The sequence below is a fragment of the Sphingorhabdus sp. genome (assembly GCF_044239045.1).
GTDB lineage: Bacteria > Pseudomonadota > Alphaproteobacteria > Sphingomonadales > Sphingomonadaceae > Sphingorhabdus_B.
The window spans coordinates 40,289-56,262 of sequence record NZ_JBIICD010000006.1 but is presented as its reverse complement, the minus strand read 5'-3'; the positions used below and the strand labels follow the sequence as shown (position 1 = coordinate 56,262).

At 55.4% G+C, this 15,974-nt stretch carries 12 protein-coding genes; 6 read left to right on the top strand and 6 right to left on the bottom strand.

What is annotated here, in order from left to right:
• Window positions 1–122 precede the first annotated feature (122 nt).
• A complete protein-coding gene (locus ACILP4_RS03740; RefSeq protein ID WP_395619406.1) occupies window positions 123–2,771 on the bottom strand; it encodes a TonB-dependent receptor plug domain-containing protein in 2,649 nt (882 codons plus the stop codon).
• Window positions 2,772–2,991: 220 nt separating this feature from the next.
• Here ACILP4_RS03740 and parC point away from each other — a divergent pair, with 220 nt between their 5' ends.
• Window positions 2,992–5,316: a DNA topoisomerase IV subunit A gene (parC, locus tag ACILP4_RS03735; protein ID WP_395619405.1), complete on the top strand. Its 2,325-nt coding sequence runs from the start codon at window positions 2,992–2,994 to the stop codon at window positions 5,314–5,316.
• A gap of 9 nt (window positions 5,317–5,325) precedes the next feature.
• On the opposite strand, the gene ACILP4_RS03730 is transcribed toward parC, so the two are convergent.
• From ACILP4_RS03730 to ACILP4_RS03715, 4 genes are read right to left on the bottom strand one after another with little or no spacing between them, the layout of a single operon-like run.
• Window positions 5,326–6,549, bottom strand: a complete 1,224-nt coding sequence (locus ACILP4_RS03730; RefSeq protein ID WP_395619404.1) for a CCA tRNA nucleotidyltransferase — start codon at window positions 6,547–6,549, stop codon at window positions 5,326–5,328.
• Window positions 6,546–7,118, bottom strand: a complete 573-nt coding sequence (locus ACILP4_RS03725; protein ID WP_395619403.1) for a CoA pyrophosphatase — start codon at window positions 7,116–7,118, stop codon at window positions 6,546–6,548. Before ACILP4_RS03725 ends, ACILP4_RS03730 begins: the two co-directional genes overlap by 4 nt.
• Entirely contained in the window at window positions 7,115–7,666 is a 552-nt protein-coding gene (locus ACILP4_RS03720) for a DUF1285 domain-containing protein (RefSeq protein ID WP_395619402.1), read from the bottom strand. The genes ACILP4_RS03725 and ACILP4_RS03720 overlap by 4 nt, the downstream gene beginning before the upstream one ends.
• 38 nt (window positions 7,667–7,704) lie before the next feature.
• A complete protein-coding gene (locus ACILP4_RS03715) occupies window positions 7,705–8,184 on the bottom strand; it encodes a GNAT family N-acetyltransferase (protein ID WP_395619401.1) in 480 nt (159 codons plus the stop codon).
• Between the two features lie 170 nt (window positions 8,185–8,354).
• Between ACILP4_RS03715 and ACILP4_RS03710 the strand changes: the two genes are divergently transcribed.
• A complete protein-coding gene (locus tag ACILP4_RS03710) occupies window positions 8,355–9,200 on the top strand; it encodes a DUF1499 domain-containing protein (RefSeq protein ID WP_395619400.1) in 846 nt (281 codons plus the stop codon).
• Window positions 9,201–9,219: 19 nt separating this feature from the next.
• Here the strand turns inward: ACILP4_RS03710 and ACILP4_RS03705 are convergent, their stop codons facing one another.
• Window positions 9,220–10,353: a PQQ-dependent sugar dehydrogenase gene (locus ACILP4_RS03705; protein ID WP_395619399.1), complete on the bottom strand. Its 1,134-nt coding sequence runs from the start codon at window positions 10,351–10,353 to the stop codon at window positions 9,220–9,222.
• A gap of 186 nt (window positions 10,354–10,539) precedes the next feature.
• Here ACILP4_RS03705 and rimP point away from each other — a divergent pair, with 186 nt between their 5' ends.
• From rimP to infB, 4 genes are read left to right on the top strand one after another with little or no spacing between them, the layout of a single operon-like run.
• Window positions 10,540–11,100, top strand: a complete 561-nt coding sequence (rimP, locus tag ACILP4_RS03700) for a ribosome maturation protein RimP (protein ID WP_395619398.1) — start codon at window positions 10,540–10,542, stop codon at window positions 11,098–11,100.
• A 3-nt stretch (window positions 11,101–11,103) separates the two neighbouring features.
• Complete coding sequence (nusA, locus tag ACILP4_RS03695; RefSeq protein ID WP_395619397.1) at window positions 11,104–12,714, top strand: transcription termination factor NusA; 1,611 nt, start codon at window positions 11,104–11,106, stop codon at window positions 12,712–12,714.
• Window positions 12,715–12,745: 31 nt separating this feature from the next.
• Window positions 12,746–13,402 (top strand): DUF448 domain-containing protein, encoded by a 657-nt coding sequence (locus ACILP4_RS03690; RefSeq protein ID WP_395619396.1) that lies wholly within the window; start codon window positions 12,746–12,748, stop codon window positions 13,400–13,402.
• Window positions 13,403–13,423: 21 nt separating this feature from the next.
• A complete protein-coding gene (infB, locus tag ACILP4_RS03685) occupies window positions 13,424–15,967 on the top strand; it encodes a translation initiation factor IF-2 (protein ID WP_395619395.1) in 2,544 nt (847 codons plus the stop codon).
• The last annotated feature ends 7 nt before the right edge of the window (window positions 15,968–15,974 follow it).

Sequence of the window (15,974 nt, the reverse complement as noted above, 5' to 3'; positions counted from 1 at the left end):
TTTCGGCTGATATCGGGAGTCGTGGTCCCGTTAGCAGGCGCAGGGTTTGGCGTCAAAACGCCTGCCAAAAAAGAAGGGCGCGGGTTTTACGCCGCGCCCTACTTGTTCAAGTTCTTGAGCGATTAGAAATCGATCGACACACGACCGTAAACAAACCGTCCGCTGAAACCGAATGGCGATTGCGAGCTGTAAGGCAAGAACGCATTGTTAAAACCATAGCTGACGCCATCTACTGTGCCAAAGGGAAGGCGGTCTGGATATGTGTCGAGCAGGTTGTTTGCACCAAATGCGACGGAAACAGACTCCACTGGTTTAAAGCGGAACTCGAGATCTGTGACCCACTTCGGCGACAAGAAGATGTCACCGGGGACGTCGCCTGGCGCAAGCGCGATATTGTTGTTGTTTGCCGCTGTCGAGAAGCCACTTGGCAAGAACACTTCACCATAACGGTTGGTGCGTAACGTCATGCCAACATTGTTATAATCCCAATCAAGTCCGACGTTCAGCTTGTTCTTCGGCTGGCCATCGGTGAGGCGGAAGCTTTCCTGACGTGCGAACAGGCGTTGCGCGGTGAAACCAGAAAATACGCGGCGATCGGTGATCTTTGTATCGTTCAAGTTATAGCCAACACTCACGCGGAATTGGCCGAGGCCAAATTCGGGTACGCGGTAGCTTGCGACGACATCAAGACCGGTGGTCTTAGTATCAATACCGTTGATGAAGAAGCGTGCCGAGCTAACGCCGGTAACGCTTGCCGCGGTTAGTAACGCTGAAACATCTGTACCCTGAAGGTTTTCCGTCAGCGTGATGCGATCATCAATCTGAATGTTGTAGTAATCCGCAGTAATGCTCAGCCCGCTAATTGGAGTAAAAGTAACACCCGCACCCAGATTGATGGATTTTTCTGGCTTAAGAGGCTGCGCACCCAAAGCGACAGCAACTGGGGACGAAACAGGGAATGTTCCGACTTCGATTAAGACACCGCCGACATTGTTCGTGGAGGTAGCCGCAAAAGACTGCTGCGCAAGGCTTGGTGCACGGAAACCGGTGGAAACCGAACCACGCAAAGCAACGCCATCAATCACTTCGAAACGCGCGGCGGCCTTACCGTTGATGGTATCACCAAAGTCGCTGAAATGCTCGTAACGGCCAGCCACTTGAAGCGTCAGTTGGTCCGTAAGGTCCGCATCGAGTTCCGCGTAACCAGCAAAACTGTCACGCGACACGTCGGTTTCGTTGGCAGGACGGAAACCTGGAAACACTTGGGCACCGCCGGCCGCGTTGAATGGCGCTGCTGAAAACGGCCCGTTGACATAGCTTTGCAGTTCGCCAGCAACGATCTTGTAGTTCTCGTTGCGATATTCGCCACCAAAAGCGAAGGAAACGCTTTTGCCGATGCCAATGTCCAAATCACGGCGCATGTCGAGGTTGATTGAGGTTTGGCCCGAGCGCAGTCCACCTGAATCGAAACGGCGGGCACTCGCTACGCCGCCAAGCGAGGTGTTGACGGTGTTTTCGATTGTGTAGTCCAAACGGTTCGATCCGTAGACGGCCGAGAGATCATAATCCCATCCGCCGGTCGCGCCACGAAGGCCCGCCGCAGCAGAAATGTCGACAATTTTACTGGCGATCAATGGCAAGAAGCCGTCTGCGTAGAGGGGGACGAATGAGGTAGTCGATGCCGCAAAGTCGCGGTTACGCGCGTCGGCAGAGCGACGGTAGAAGCCGGCGCCATTGCCGTCGCGCACGCCATAGCTGCCGAAGGTATAAAATTCGGCAGTATCGGAGAATTCATAACCCGCGTTCACGAAGAAGTTTAGGTCTTTGGATACACCATCACCATAACGGTGGGCATAACGGTTGAATGTAGCTTCGCGCGGGTCGCCAGCTGCGAAATAGTTGCGGCGGATATCCGGGCCGGAACGGTTCGTGGGCGAGCGGTCCTTATATTCCGCTGTAAGGTTCACATAACCGCTTTCGCCCAATGGCAGGCCAAAGTTGGACGCGAATGTATATGTGTCGCCATCGCGACGTTTACGGTCTTCACCCGTGTACGTTATAACTGGGTTATCGCCGCCCGTAATGGCGTTTGTGGTTGGGTTGATTGTAGGACTGCTAGTAGTGAGTGCGACGGTGTCGACCTGGCCGACATCTTCCATTTTGGTTATATACTTGCCAAATGTTGCCTGCGCGCGGCCGCCCATGCCTTTTTTCAATTGGACGTTGATGACGCCCGCAATCGCATCGGAACCATATTGCGACGCGGCACCGTCACGCAGCACTTCGAGGCGCTCAATCGCCAATGGCGGAATGGTGTTGAGGTCGACTGCTGTTGACCCACGGCCAACCGAGCCGTTCAAGTTGACGAGAGCAGACTGGTGACGACGCTTGCCGTTGATCAGTACCAGAACCTGATCGGGTGCAAGGCCGCGCAGTGTTGCAGGACGCAGAGAGTCTGTTCCGTCCGTCAGCGAAGGTTGTGGGAAGTTGAACGATGGAACAAGCTGGTTAAGCAATTTGTTGGTTTCGGTCTGGCCGCTGTTCAACAAGGCCTCAGCCGAGATGATGTCGACAGGAACTGTGCTATCTGCGACAGTACGGTCCGTGCGGCGTGTGCCGGTGACGATAATAGCATCTAAACCAGTTGCTTCTTCGACGGCCGCATCTTGCGGTGCGCTGTCTTGCGCAAAGGCCGGATTTGCCGCGGCCACAAAAAGAGCAGTGGTCGAAACCGTCACTGCCAGTGCCGAAATAATCTTATGCGTCTTCATTCTATTTCCCCGATTTGTGCATGTATTTAAACTATTATGGTGGATCTGGCATTTTAATGCGCAAAGTCCAGTAAAGACATAAAATTGAAATATTTTGCTATGGATGTGTGGCTTTGTGGCAACGCGCCTATAGTGACATATATTCTAAAAATTGCATTTAGCTGTGGATTGCTGAAATCGCTGCTTTGCGACTACGGGCTGGCCCGCTATCGGCTTATGCATGTCTGATATTGTTGATGCCCCAGCAGAAGATCCGTTTGACGCGATAGTCGATGCGCCGTTTGATGCGGCTTTGTCGGAACGCTATCTGATCTATGCGATGTCGACGATTACCGCGCGTTCGCTGCCGGACTTGCGTGACGGGCTTAAGCCTGTGCACCGGCGTTTGTTGTGGGCGATGCGCCTGCTAAAGCTTGATCCGGCCAGCGGGTATAAGAAATGCGCGCGGGTTGTCGGTGATGTTATTGGTAAATATCACCCACATGGCGATCAGTCGGTTTATGACGCGATGGTGCGTCTCGCGCAGACATTCTCGCTGCGGTACCCATTGGTCGATGGACAAGGCAATTTCGGCAATATCGACGGCGATAATGCGGCTGCCTACCGGTATACCGAAGCGCGGCTGACAAAGACGGCGATTGAGCTGATGAACGGGCTCGATGAGAATGCGACCGATTTTCGGCCAACCTATAATGGCGAAGATGAAGAGCCAGAAGTCATGCCCGGCCTATTCCCGAACTTGCTGGCCAATGGCGCCAGCGGGATTGCCGTGGGGATGGCGACAAGCATTCCATCGCATAATGCCGCAGAGATCATTGACGCTGCGATGCTGTTGATTGAAAATCCGCAAGCCAGCCATGACCAATTAATGGAAATTGTGCGTGGCCCTGATTTTGCAACGGGCGGCGTATTGGTGGATAGTCCATCGGTGATCAGCGCTGCTTATGCTTCGGGCCGCGGTGCGATGCGTGTGCGGGCGCGTTTCTCGAACGGCTGGCAGGATGACAAGGGCTGGGAACCAACAGGCGTTGAAAAACTGCCCGGTGGGACATGGCAATTGGTTGTGTCTGAAATTCCCTACCAAGTGCAAAAGGGCAAGTTGATTGAACAAATCGCGCAGCTTATCGCCGATAAGAAGCTGCCCATTCTCGATGATATTCGCGATGAAAGCGACGAGCATGTCCGTATTGTGCTTGTACCGAAAAGCCGCAATGTTGATCCTGAAGATCTGAAAAACGCATTGTTCCGCCTGACCGATTTGGAAACGCGCTTCTCGTTGAACATGAATGTATTGGATGCCGACCGTACGCCTAAGGTTATGGGCTTAGGCGAAGTCTTGCGGCACTGGTTGCGGCACCAGATTGAAGTGCTGGTGCGCAAGGCTCAGCATCGGCTTGAGAAGATTGACGCACGGTTGGAGCTGCTTCAAGGCTATATCATCGCCTTCCTTAATCTTGACCGTATTATCGAGATTATTCGTACCGAGGACGAACCCAAACCCGTCATGATGGCGGAGTTCCAGTTGAATGACCGTCAGGCCGAGGCCATTCTGAACATGCGCTTGCGATCGCTGCGCAGGCTTGAAGAAATGGAGCTGCGGCGGGAGCTTGAAGCTTTAGAGGCTGAGCGGGAAGATCTCGTAAAGTTGATCGAAAGCCCGGCGCTCCAAAAGAAGCGTTTGAAGAAAGACCTGTCTGCACTGCGTAAGAATTACGCTGAAGAAACGGCGCTTGGACGCCGCCGGACAAGCTTGGAAGAAGCAGGGCAGGCGCGCGAAATTTCGCTTGAGGCCTTTGTAGAGCGCGAACCCGTGACCGTTATTATGTCGAAGCGCGGCTGGATCAAGGCGATGAAGGGACATGCTGACCTTTCGGCGCGCGCGGACTTCAAGTTCAAAGAAGGGGATGGCCCCGCTTTCGCCTTCCATGCCCAGACCACCGACAAGATACTGATTGCCACAGCAAATGGCCGTTTTTACACCTTGGGTGCCGACAAGCTTCCCGGCGCGCGCGGTTTTGGTGAGCCGGTGAGCACGATGATCGATATCGAGGCTGGTAACGATATTGTCGCCGTTTTCCCGGCCGTTACCGATGGCCGGATGTTGCTGGCTGCCACCACTGGCAAAGGCTTTATTGCGCGCATGAGCGAGGTTATCGCCGAGACACGCAAAGGACGCGGCGTTGTAACATTGAAACCCGGCACGCGTCTGAAAGTCGTCCGCCCCGCGCCGCCGGAAACTGCCGACGAGGCCGCCTTGCGCGATCAATATGTTGCCGTGGTGGGCGATAACCGGAAACTGGTTGTATTCCCGATGACCGAAATCCCCGAAATGTCAAAAGGGCAGGGCGTTACCTTGCAGCGCTATAAGGACGGCGGGCTTGCAGATGCGGTGTGTTTCCGCATGAGCGAAGGTCTCAGCTGGACCATGGGTGGTGACAGTGGACGGATGCGGACAGAGAATGACATGTCATTATGGCGTGTTGCGCGCGGTGCCGCTGGCCGATTGCCGCCACAGGGTTTCCCACGGAACAATCAATTTGATTGATTAATTTGCCTATGTTTTTCTAGGCAAAGCAGCATTGACCATTTGAGTGGCCAGGGCGCGTTGGCGAGCTGCATCCGGAAAATCCGCCTCTATCCAAGCCGCCTCAACCGCTTGCAGCGTTTTTGCGACCATGGGGCCAGCAGGCAAACCCATTGCAATAAGTTCGCCGCCCTTAATAGACAGCGTTGGAATGTCCCATTGTTCAAGCCGCGCGAGACATTCCGGCAGATCAGCTTCGCCAGCATATAGCATCGCGGCATCGCGCGCGGTGTCGATATCTGCGCGATAGGCGATAGCGCGGATATTGGCGGGTGTTGGGGCATCTGCACGCAACCTTTGGGCAAAGCCTTCGCGCATTTTGTTGGACAGCTTCAGCCGCGCCGCCACCTTATCAACAGCCACAATGTCGCGGGTTAACAGCGCCAGAAAGCGTGCAGGCAGCGAGACAGGCTGCGCATATTGCGCTTCGCGCTCTACAAGGCGCTGCAGGTCATTGGCGGCACTGGCGGATAATTCAGGTAGAAATGGGGTGAAGATGCCATTTGCGATCATCAGGGCCACCGATGCGACCGGATCCTTCAAGGCTAATATGCGGGTCAGTTCCTGCGCGATGCGTTCGCGTGACAAGGCGGTCAGACCATGCGCGCCATTTGCGCATGCCTGAATGGCATCGGCGTCCATTTGCCCGCCGCCATATCGGGCAAGGAACCGGAAATAGCGCAATATGCGCAGGAAATCTTCAGCAATCCGTTGATTGGCATCACCAATGAACCGCAATCTGCGCGCTTCCAGATCGTTTAGTCCATCAAAATAATCGAAAACTTCCCCGCTTTTGGGGGCCGCATATAACGCGTTAATCGTAAAGTCGCGACGGGCGGCATCCTCTTGCCAATCCGTCGCAAACGCAACCGTCGCGCGGCGGCCATCGGTTGCCACATCACGCCGCAATGTTGTGATTTCATAATTTTTGCCATCCACAGCGGCGGTGACAGTACCATGTTCAATGCCGGTTGGAATGGCTTTGATTCCAGCATCTTGTAAGCGGTTGATGACTTCGTTTGGCAATAAGGCCGTGGCGATATCAATATCAGATACTGGCAAGCCAAGCAGCGTGTCGCGCACCGCGCCACCCACATAACGCGGGCCGCCATAAGCATCATCTAAAGCTGCCAAAATCTTTTTGAGGCCATCGGCATGCTGCCATGCGGAATCGGGAAGGCGTGCTGGCGTCATGTCAGCCGCCGCACCAGATTGGCGATGATCCCCGCCGTCACACCCCATATCCGTCGTTCGCCCCATTGCATGTCATAATAGCTACGTTGTTGACCATTCCAAGCGGCCTCTTTCCGAACCGAATTGGCAGGGTCAAGTAAGAAGGCGAGTGGCACTTCAAAAAAGTCATCGACTTCTTCGGGGTTGGGCTGAAGCGCAAGGTCAGGCGGGATCACGCCGACAACAGGCGCGATGCGGTATCCGCTGCCGGAAAAATAGGTGTCTGCCACACCGATGACCTCGACCATCGCAGGCGGGATGCTGAGTTCTTCATGTGCCTCACGCAAGGCCGCCGCGATTGCGTTTTCGTCGCCTTCATCGACCTTGCCACCGGGAAAAGCCACTTGGCCGGCATGGCTGCGCAACCATGTGGGGCGCTGGGTTAAGATCACGCCAGGTTCCGCTCGATCTGTTATGGGGATCAGGACCGCCGCTTCGCGGTGGGTATCAACGGCAAAATGCCTCTCGTCCTCAATCTCTATGCTGCGCGCTGGATCAAGCGCCATTTGCAGCCGCTGCCGCCAGTTCATACAGGCGAAGCCAGCGGAAATTGTACGCCTTTACTCCAGATGCTTGGGTCTTCCGGATTTTCGGCCAGCGCCAAATTGGCGAGTTCATAATAAACAGGGCGTGCAAGCTTTGCCCACATGCCACCGCGCACATGCACATATAACAGGCCGCCGCGCATCTCAATTATGTGTTCGGTATCGGCAAAAATTAGGTCGTCGCTGTTGAGCCGGAATGCCAAGCTACGTTCTGACCCCTCGCCTTCGCTTTGTAGTTCGACGGCAATGAACGGCGCGTCTTCTACAATGATCGACAGCTTCTGCTGCGGTGTAACCAGCCAATATCGTCCATCGGTATCGCGACGCAATAGGCTGGAAAAGGCACGGACCATTGCCGGCCGGGTAATTTCGCCGTCTTGATGAAACCATTTGCCGTCCGAAGCGATCCGCATATCACTGTCACCATAGGTGGCGGGTTCCCAGCTTTCCACCGGCGGCAATTTTCGCGCTGCCACAAGTTCCGCAATATCGGACAGCGTAAGCTTGGCTAAATCGGGTGCTTCATAAGGCATGGCAACGCGATACGTCCAATCGGACCAATCGTCAAAGCTTAGTCGGCAGGTCCAAGCATGCCATGCGTTGGTAAGGCAACCATATGGCTATTGCGCAGAAGCAAACGCCGTGGCTCCCAGGGCCCTGGTAAGGTCCAACCAGATGTGTCGTTGGACGAAAATCCAAAACGGCCATAATATTCTGGATCACCAATCATCACCATTGGTGCATCTTGCGGCGTTGCTGCGTGGAGCATCAATTGCATCAATTGTGTTCCAAGCCCTTCATTCTGGCGATTGGTGGCGACAGCGACTGGCCCGACCAAGATCAGATCTGCCTTTCCAACCCGCACGGGCCAACACTGAATGCTCGCCATTAGTTCACCTTCGTCCAGAATTCCAAAGGACAAATGGTCAATGGCGGCCATGCCTTTGCGCAGCAAATAGGCCGTTCGTGTATACCTGTCCGTCCCGAAGGCATCATCGAGTAAAGCGTTCAAGGCATCTGCAGATATGCCTGAAAGGGACGTGTTATGCATATTACACTTGCTGGAAAAGGTTCGCACTAGTCGCGTCCCCTGTCATTGCGGACGATATTTGTCCAATCGAATATCAGCTCGCCGACAATAAAGCGGCCGTAAATTGCCTTTCTACGGAACATCTATTAGCATGCGCTGCTTAGATGGTTTCGTCACGCAGGAGAGAGAATTTGACCAATCAGCAAGCGCCCCGTGCTTCAACAGATACGACATCGTCACCGGCTTCGGCGCAGCCGCAGGCCCAAAAAGATATTTTGGGCTATCTGGTTTTAATTGCGGGCGTTGGTGCTTTGGTCTGGGGCGCGGTTGCGGCGGTTGGCACAGGTTGGGGTTTTTGGGCCTATACATCGGGTCTGAAGGGCGTAGCTGGCGCCTTTCTTTTGGGGATAGCGGCCATTTTGATTGGTCTGGTGCAAGAGTGGCGCGTGCGTAAATCCAATACCCCGCCATTGCGCGCGCGGCGCTGGCTTGGGATGCTGGTCGCGTTGGTTTATGTTGGCTGGATAGGTACGTTTTTTATGAAGGCGCTGACTGTACCTGCGATCCATGATGTGTCGACAGATCTCGCTGACCCGCCGGCCTTTCAGACATTGCAATTGCGTGCCGATAATCTTGATCATGTTCCCGGCGCAGATGATCCTAAGATGCGTGGCCTGACGCCGGAACAACGCTGGGCGATGGTGCATCAAAAGGATTATGGCGATATACGCTCGGTTCGTGTGAACGAACCGGTGCCGATGGTGATTGCCAAGGCCGAACGTCTGGCCAAAGCACGTAGCTGGGATGTCGCTATTTCCATGCCCGAAGAAGGCCGCTTGGAGGCGACCGAGACCAGCGCATTTTTTCAATTCAAGGATGATGTCGTGCTGCGCGTGCGCCCCTCGAACAAAGGCGAAGGCAGCATCGTTGATATGCGTTCCGTTAGCCGTGTCGGGCAAAGCGACTTGGGTATGAATGCCAAGCGCGTCCGGTCTTTTCTGGCAGATTTAACGGGAACGGTAACGGCGGCGCAATAAAGCGCCGCCGCCGATTAACTTACTTTTTCGGGGTCAGCTTCAACAAGCGACCCTGTGAGCCAGCACGTTCGTCTTCCAGCAACCAGATAGCGCCATCGGGGCCCTGTTCGACTTCGCGGATACGCGCGCCCATGTCCCATTGGTCTGCCTTTGCCGCATTTTCGCCGTCCAGCTTCACACGAACCAAAGCCTTGGCACCAAGGCCGCCGATAAACGCGCTGCCTTTCCATGCTTTGAACATGTCGCCAGAATAAATCATCAAGCCACCGGGTGAAATGGCTGGGTTCCATGTAACCTTGGGCGCTTCAAAGCCATCCCCTGCTGCGTGGTCGGGGATGTTTCTGCCGTCATAATGGTCGCCATTCGACACAGTTGGATAGCCGTAATTGGCTGCCTTTTTGACAAGGTTTAATTCATCACCGCCAGCGGGGCCCATTTCTTGGTTCCACAAACGGCCCTTTGCATCAAAAGCAATGCCTAGTGGGTTGCGATGTCCGTAAGACCAGATTTGCGACTTTACGCTGCCTTGGCCATAAAAGGGATTGTCCGATGGGACCATGCCGCCGTCCGTGAGGCGCACAATTTTGCCAAGATTTTGGTTGAGATCCTGTGCGGGGTCAAATTTTTGTCGCTCGCCGCTGCTGATATACAAGTTGCCGTCCGGACCGAAAGCGAGGCGATGGCCATAATGGCCACGGCCCGAAACCTTGGGTTCCTGACGCCAGATGATTTGAACATCGGTTAGAACTGGCTTTGCGCTGGCCACATCTAGCTTGCCGCGGACAACAGCCGCGCCAAATCCACCTTCGCCGGCTTCGGCAAAGCTCAGATAGACCAATTTGTTTTTGGCAAAATCGGGGTGGAGAACAACATCGCCAAGGCCGCCTTGGCCGCCATAAGCAACCGCAGGGACGCCTTCAACATCGACAACGCTGCCTTCATTTTGCCAAAGCTTCAACTTACCCTTCTTTTCGGTCACAAGCGCATAAGGCGTTCCAGGGACGAACGTCATGGCCCAAGGTTCCTCGAAATCGGCAACAACTGTGACGTCAAAAGGCGCGCCGTTGGTGTCTGCGGGGGCGGCGTCACTGACCGAAGGCTGGCAGGCGGCGGCCAGAAATGATGCGCCTATCAGAAAAGACAATTTGGACATGATGCAAAGCTCCATTTATATATGCCCATCCCAATTGGTGGGTGAAGGCGCGATGTGCAAGACACTTGCATATGAAAGTTTTAGGGGCTATACGGCCAACATCCTTACATTGTGAGAACTTGAAAGGGCTGGCGCCACTGGGGCCGGCGCGAAATGTTATTGCACGTCGAATAAGAAAGTTTGATTTTGCCTGATCTGGATAAGCTGAGCAGTTTGATTGCGCCCGAGGCGGAGGCGCTTGGCTTTGCTTTGGTGCGCGTGGCTTGGTTTTCCAATGGTGCGCAGGGCAGTGACGAGCCTACGTTGCAAGTGATGGCCGAGCGTCCCGAAACACGACAGCTCAACATTGATGATTGTGCGGCGCTCTCACACCGTATTTCCGACCTGTTTGACGAGCTGGACCCAATTGTCGAGGCATATCGCCTTGAAGTGAGCTCGCCCGGGATTGACCGGCCGTTGACGCGTCTTGCTGATTTCTCTGACTGGGTCGGGTATGAGGCTAAGATCGAACTGAGCGATCCGATGGATGGCCGCAAGAATATTCGCGGTGATCTGGCCGGAGTCGATGGTGAAGACATTCATGTCGATGACCGAAAGGCAGGGCGCCTAACCTTCCCATTTTCCGCACTTGGCCATGCCAAGCTGCTCTTGACAGACCGCCTGATTGCGTCGACTGCCCCCATCAACAGCGATGGGGCGGACGAAGTAGAGGCTGAACCCATTCACGACGAAGCACAGGAAGACTAAAACATGGCCAGTAGTATTGCCGCCAACAAGGCTGAATTGCTCGCAATCGCCAACGCGGTCGCCAGCGAAAAGATGATCGACAAGGCGATTGTCATAGAAGCGCTTGAAGAAGCTATCCAGCGTGCTGCTAGGGCGCGTTATGGGGCCGAAAATGACATCCGTGCGAAGCTTGACACCCAAACCGGTGACTTGCGTCTGTGGCGCGTTGTGGAAGTTGTCGAAGAGGTTGAGGATTATTTCAAGCAAGTCGACCTGAAGCAGGCGGACAAGCTGCAAAAGGGCGCCGTCGTCGGCGACTTCATCGTTGATCCGCTGCCCGCTGTGGATTTGGGTCGTATTGATGCGCAGTCGGCTAAGCAGGTTATCTTCCAAAAAGTGCGCGATGCAGAGCGCGAGCGCCAGTTTGAAGAGTTTAAGGACCGCACCGGCGAAATCATCACGGGCGTCGTAAAGTCGGTTGAGTTCGGCCATGTCGTTGTGGACCTTGGCCGCGCAGAAGGCGTTATTCGCCGCGACCAGCAAATCCCGCGCGAAGTCGTTCGCGGCGGCGACCGCGTCCGCGCGCTGATCATGAAGGTGCAGCGTGAAAATCGGGGACCACAGATCCTGTTGAGCCGTGCGCATCCTGATTTCATGAAGAAATTGTTCGCGCAAGAAGTGCCCGAAATCTATGACGGTGTCATCGAGATCAAGGCCGCTGCCCGTGACCCGGGTAGCCGCGCTAAGATTGGCGTCATCAGCTATGACAGCAGCATTGACCCTGTCGGCGCATGCGTCGGTATGAAGGGTAGCCGCGTTCAGGCTGTCGTGCAGGAAATGCAGGGCGAAAAGATCGACATCATTCCATGGTCGGAAGACACCGCGACATTCATCGTGAACGCGCTGCAGCCAGCCACGGTTAGCCGCGTTGTGATCGACGAAGAAGAAGGCCGTATCGAAGTTGTCGTTCCTGACGATCAATTGAGCCTCGCCATCGGCCGTCGCGGACAGAATGTCCGTCTGGCCTCGCAGCTTACGGGTCGTGGCATCGACATCATGACCGAAGCGGAATCGAGTGAGAAAAGGCAGAAGGAATTTGTCGAGCGTTCCGAAATGTTCCAGCAAGAGCTGGACGTGGACGAAACACTGGCACAATTGCTGGTTGCCGAAGGCTTTAGCGAATTGGAAGAAGTCGCTTATGTCGATTCCGCCGAAATCGCCGCCATTGAAGGCTTTGACGACGGTTTGGCCGAAGAATTGCAGAGCCGCGCCCAAGAAGCGCTGGATCGCCGCGAAGAAGCAAACCGTGCCGAACGCCGCGAGCTTGGCGTGGAAGACGCCGTTGCCGAACTGCCTATCCTGACCGAAGCGATGTTGGTCGTTTTGGGCAAGGCGGGCATCAAGACGCTTGACGATTTGGCTGACCTTGCCACCGACGAACTGATCCAGAAGGCGCGTGAGCCACGTCGCAATGAGCGGAGTGATCGTGAAGTGCGGCGCAACCGTACCGAAGATAAGGCAGGCATATTGGCGACCTTTGGTCTGTCCGAAGAGCAGGGCAATGAAATCATCATGGCTGCTCGCGCGCATTGGTTCGAAGAGGAGGACGCGGTTGCAGCGGACAACTCTCAATGAGAACCGACACTCCCCAATAAGGAAGTGCATATTGTCAGGTGAGCATGGGACTCGTGCCCAGCTCATCAGGCTTGCCCTCGGCCCTGATGGCAGTATCGCACCTGACCTATTTGCAAAAGCGCCCGGCCGCGGCGCGTGGATTGGCGTTTCCGGAGAAGAATTGTCTAAGGCAATAGCCAAGGGTAAGCTTGCCGGATTGCTTCGCCGAGCGTTCAAGACGGATAAGATTGAGATCATCGATGACCTGACAGGCCGCATTGACCGTGGCTTGGAAAAGGCTTTTTTGGATCGGCTCGGCTTAGAAGCGCGGGCAGGGCATCTCATCTTGGGTGCGGAAAAAATAGATTCCGCGTCACGCAGTGGGCAAGTGAAGCTGTTGCTGCATGCATCGGACGCAAGTGCCGATGGTAGCGGCAAACGCGACCAGGCATGGCGCGTTGGTGAAGACGCCGAAGGCACCGGAAAGGGCGGCGTGAAGCTGCCTGTGGACCGGGATGCATTGTCAGCAGCGCTTGGACGGCAAAATGCTGTGCACGTCGCATTGATTAACCAAAAAGCGGCTGAGCGGGTGATGCATCATCTTGGACGCTGGCTAAATTTCAAAGGATGCAGTAATGCGCCATTCGATTCCGCTGCTTTGGCTGCGGACTTGCGGGGCAATGACGCTGACATCTCCGCAATTGACTGAGTAAGGACGGGTTCTGTTTCGATGAGTGATGAAAATAATAATAAGCCGACTTTGACGCGCAAGCCGCTCACTTTGAGCCGCTCGCTTGAGTCCGGTGAAGTGAAACAGACTTTCAGCCATGGCCGCACCAATAAGGTTGTGGTTGAGGTGAAGCGCAAAAAACTCGTCGGTAAGCCCGGTTATGCGCCTGAGCCCGAAGTTGCGGCACCGCCGCCACCTCCACCACCTGCAGCCGCCCCCGTAGCTGCCGCGCCTGCACCTGTGGCCGAACCAGCGCCAAAGGCACGCCCGACAAGCAATGACATGCTCAGCCGTCAGGAGCGTCAAGCAAAGCTGCTGCGCGAAGCCGAAGAGGCGCGCTTGGCTATGTTGGAGGAAAGCAGCCGCCGTGAAGCGGAGCAACGTGCACAGCGCGCCGAAGAAGAGCGCCAGCGCGCCCAAGCCAATCGTGAGGAGGCTGCTGCATCACCGCCTCCCGTTGCTGCTGAAGCAGTTGTTCCAGTCGCTGCTGATCGGGATGAGCCCGCTGCAGAAGTGAGCAGTAAAGACGATGCTGCACCTGCGCCGCGTCGCTTTACACCCGTAGAAGCACCCAAGCGCCCAGAGCGCGAGCGTGAGGAAATCAAAAAGGCCCCGAACCGCCCAACGCGCGGTGCAGCTGATGACCGCCGCCAGTCTGGAAAGCTCACCGTCACCCGCGCACTTGAAGGTGATGACGGCGCACGCGCACGATCACTTGCCGCGCTGAAACGGGCGCGTGAGAAAGAAAAACGTCTACATGGCGGCGGTAGTCGTCAGGCGCAGGTTAAGCAGACCCGCGACGTGGTCGTGCCGGAAACCATCACGGTGCAGGAACTTGCCAACCGTATGGCAGAAAAGGGCAGTGACCTTGTTAAAGCATTGTTCAAAATGGGCATGCCGATCACGATCAACGAAACCATTGACCAAGATACGGCAGAATTGCTTGTCGAAGAGTTTGGCCACAACATCACACGCGTTTCGGATGCGGACGTCGACATTTTCCATGATGACGATGTAGACAGCGCCGACACCATGAAGCCGCGTCCGCCGGTCGTGACCGTCATGGGCCATGTCGACCATGGTAAGACGTCCTTGCTGGATGCCTTGCGCGGCGCGAATGTCGTATCCGGCGAAGCTGGCGGCATTACGCAACATATCGGCGCCTATCAGGTGAAGGCAAAGGATGGCTCGGTCATCACTTTCCTCGATACACCGGGCCACGAAGCGTTCACGCAAATGCGTCAGCGCGGTGCTTCTGTGACCGATATTGTCATCTTGGTGGTCGCTGCTGATGATGGTCTGATGCCGCAGACGATTGAGGCCATTAAGCATGCTAAGGCTGCAAATGTGCCGATGATTGTTGCGATCAACAAGATCGATAAGGAAGGCGCAAACGCGCAAAAGGTTCGCGAGCGTTTGCTTGAGCATGAGATTGTGGTCGAAGCCATGGGCGGCGACGTCCAAGACGTTGAGGTTTCCGCGTTAAAGAAGATTGGCCTCGATACTTTGCTTGAAAAGCTTGCCTTGCAGGCTGAAGTCATGGAGCTGAAAGCTAATCCAGACCGCGCAGCGGAAGCCGTTGTGGTTGAAGCGCAGCTCGATAAGGGCCGCGGCGCTGTGGCAACCGTGCTGGTGAAGCGCGGCACGCTGAAGCGCGGGGACATTTTCGTCGTTGGCGCCCAAAGCGGTAAAGTTCGTGCTTTGGTCAACGAAAAGGGACAGCAAGTATCTGAAGCTGGCCCCGCAACTCCCGTCGAAGTGCTTGGCCTAACCGGTGTGCCTTCGGCAGGTGACGTTCTGACCGTTGTGGAAAACGAAGCTCGTGCCCGCGAAGTTGCTTTGTATCGTAAAGAGCAATCGACGAAGGTTCGTACCGCGCAAGTCACGCCCAATCTTGAAAATCTGTTTGATAACCTGTCCGCCACGCGCGCGATGGAATATCCGGTGGTTATCAAGGGCGATGTCCAAGGTTCGGTCGAAGCGATCGTCACCGCACTCAACAATATCTCGACCGACGACATCAAGGTCCGCGTATTGCTGGCGGGTGTTGGCGGCATCACCGAATCCGACATGTTGCTGGCGGCAGCGTCAAATGCGCCACTTATCGGCTTCAACGTGCGTCCCAATGCCAAGGCAGCTGCTTTGGCCAAGCGGGATCGCGTGCGTCTGAAATATTTCGACGTGATCTATCACCTGACCGCCGACATCGCCAAAGAAATGGCCGGCGAATTGGGACCAGAAATCATCGAAACCGTTGTCGGACGCGCCGAAGTCAAAGACGTGTTCAAGTCAGGCAAGCGCGACAAGGCCGCTGGTCTTTTGGTTGCCGATGGTATCATTAAAAAGGGACTGCACGCCCGTCTTACCCGCGAAGACGTCATTGTTTCGAAAACCACCATTGCGTCGCTGCGCCGGTTCAAGGACAATGTCGACGAAGTCCGCGCCGGTATGGAATGTGGTGTCGTCCTCGCGGATACCAACGACGTCAAGGCAGGCGATATGCTGGAAGTCTTCGAGGTCGAGGAGCGTGAACGGACGTTGTGATTTTAGC

What these genes read in the sequence shown, in the direction of transcription:
- ACILP4_RS03740 (WP_395619406.1), bottom strand. Translation starts at nt 2,771, where the DNA reads ATGAAGACGCATAAGATTATTTCGGCACTGGCAGTGACGGTTTCGACC.
- ACILP4_RS03730 (WP_395619404.1), bottom strand. Translation starts at nt 6,549, where the DNA reads ATGACGCCAGCACGCCTTCCCGATTCCGCATGGCAGCATGCCGATGGC.
- ACILP4_RS03705 (WP_395619399.1), bottom strand. Translation starts at nt 10,353, where the DNA reads ATGTCCAAATTGTCTTTTCTGATAGGCGCATCATTTCTGGCCGCCGCC.
- nusA (WP_395619397.1), top strand. Translation starts at nt 11,104, where the DNA reads ATGGCCAGTAGTATTGCCGCCAACAAGGCTGAATTGCTCGCAATCGCC.
- ACILP4_RS03725 (WP_395619403.1), bottom strand. Translation starts at nt 7,118, where the DNA reads ATGAACTGGCGGCAGCGGCTGCAAATGGCGCTTGATCCAGCGCGCAGC.
- ACILP4_RS03720 (WP_395619402.1), bottom strand. Translation starts at nt 7,666, where the DNA reads ATGCCTTATGAAGCACCCGATTTAGCCAAGCTTACGCTGTCCGATATT.
- parC (WP_395619405.1), top strand. Translation starts at nt 2,992, where the DNA reads ATGTCTGATATTGTTGATGCCCCAGCAGAAGATCCGTTTGACGCGATA.
- ACILP4_RS03715 (WP_395619401.1), bottom strand. Translation starts at nt 8,184, where the DNA reads ATGCATAACACGTCCCTTTCAGGCATATCTGCAGATGCCTTGAACGCT.
- infB (WP_395619395.1), top strand. Translation starts at nt 13,424, where the DNA reads ATGAGTGATGAAAATAATAATAAGCCGACTTTGACGCGCAAGCCGCTC.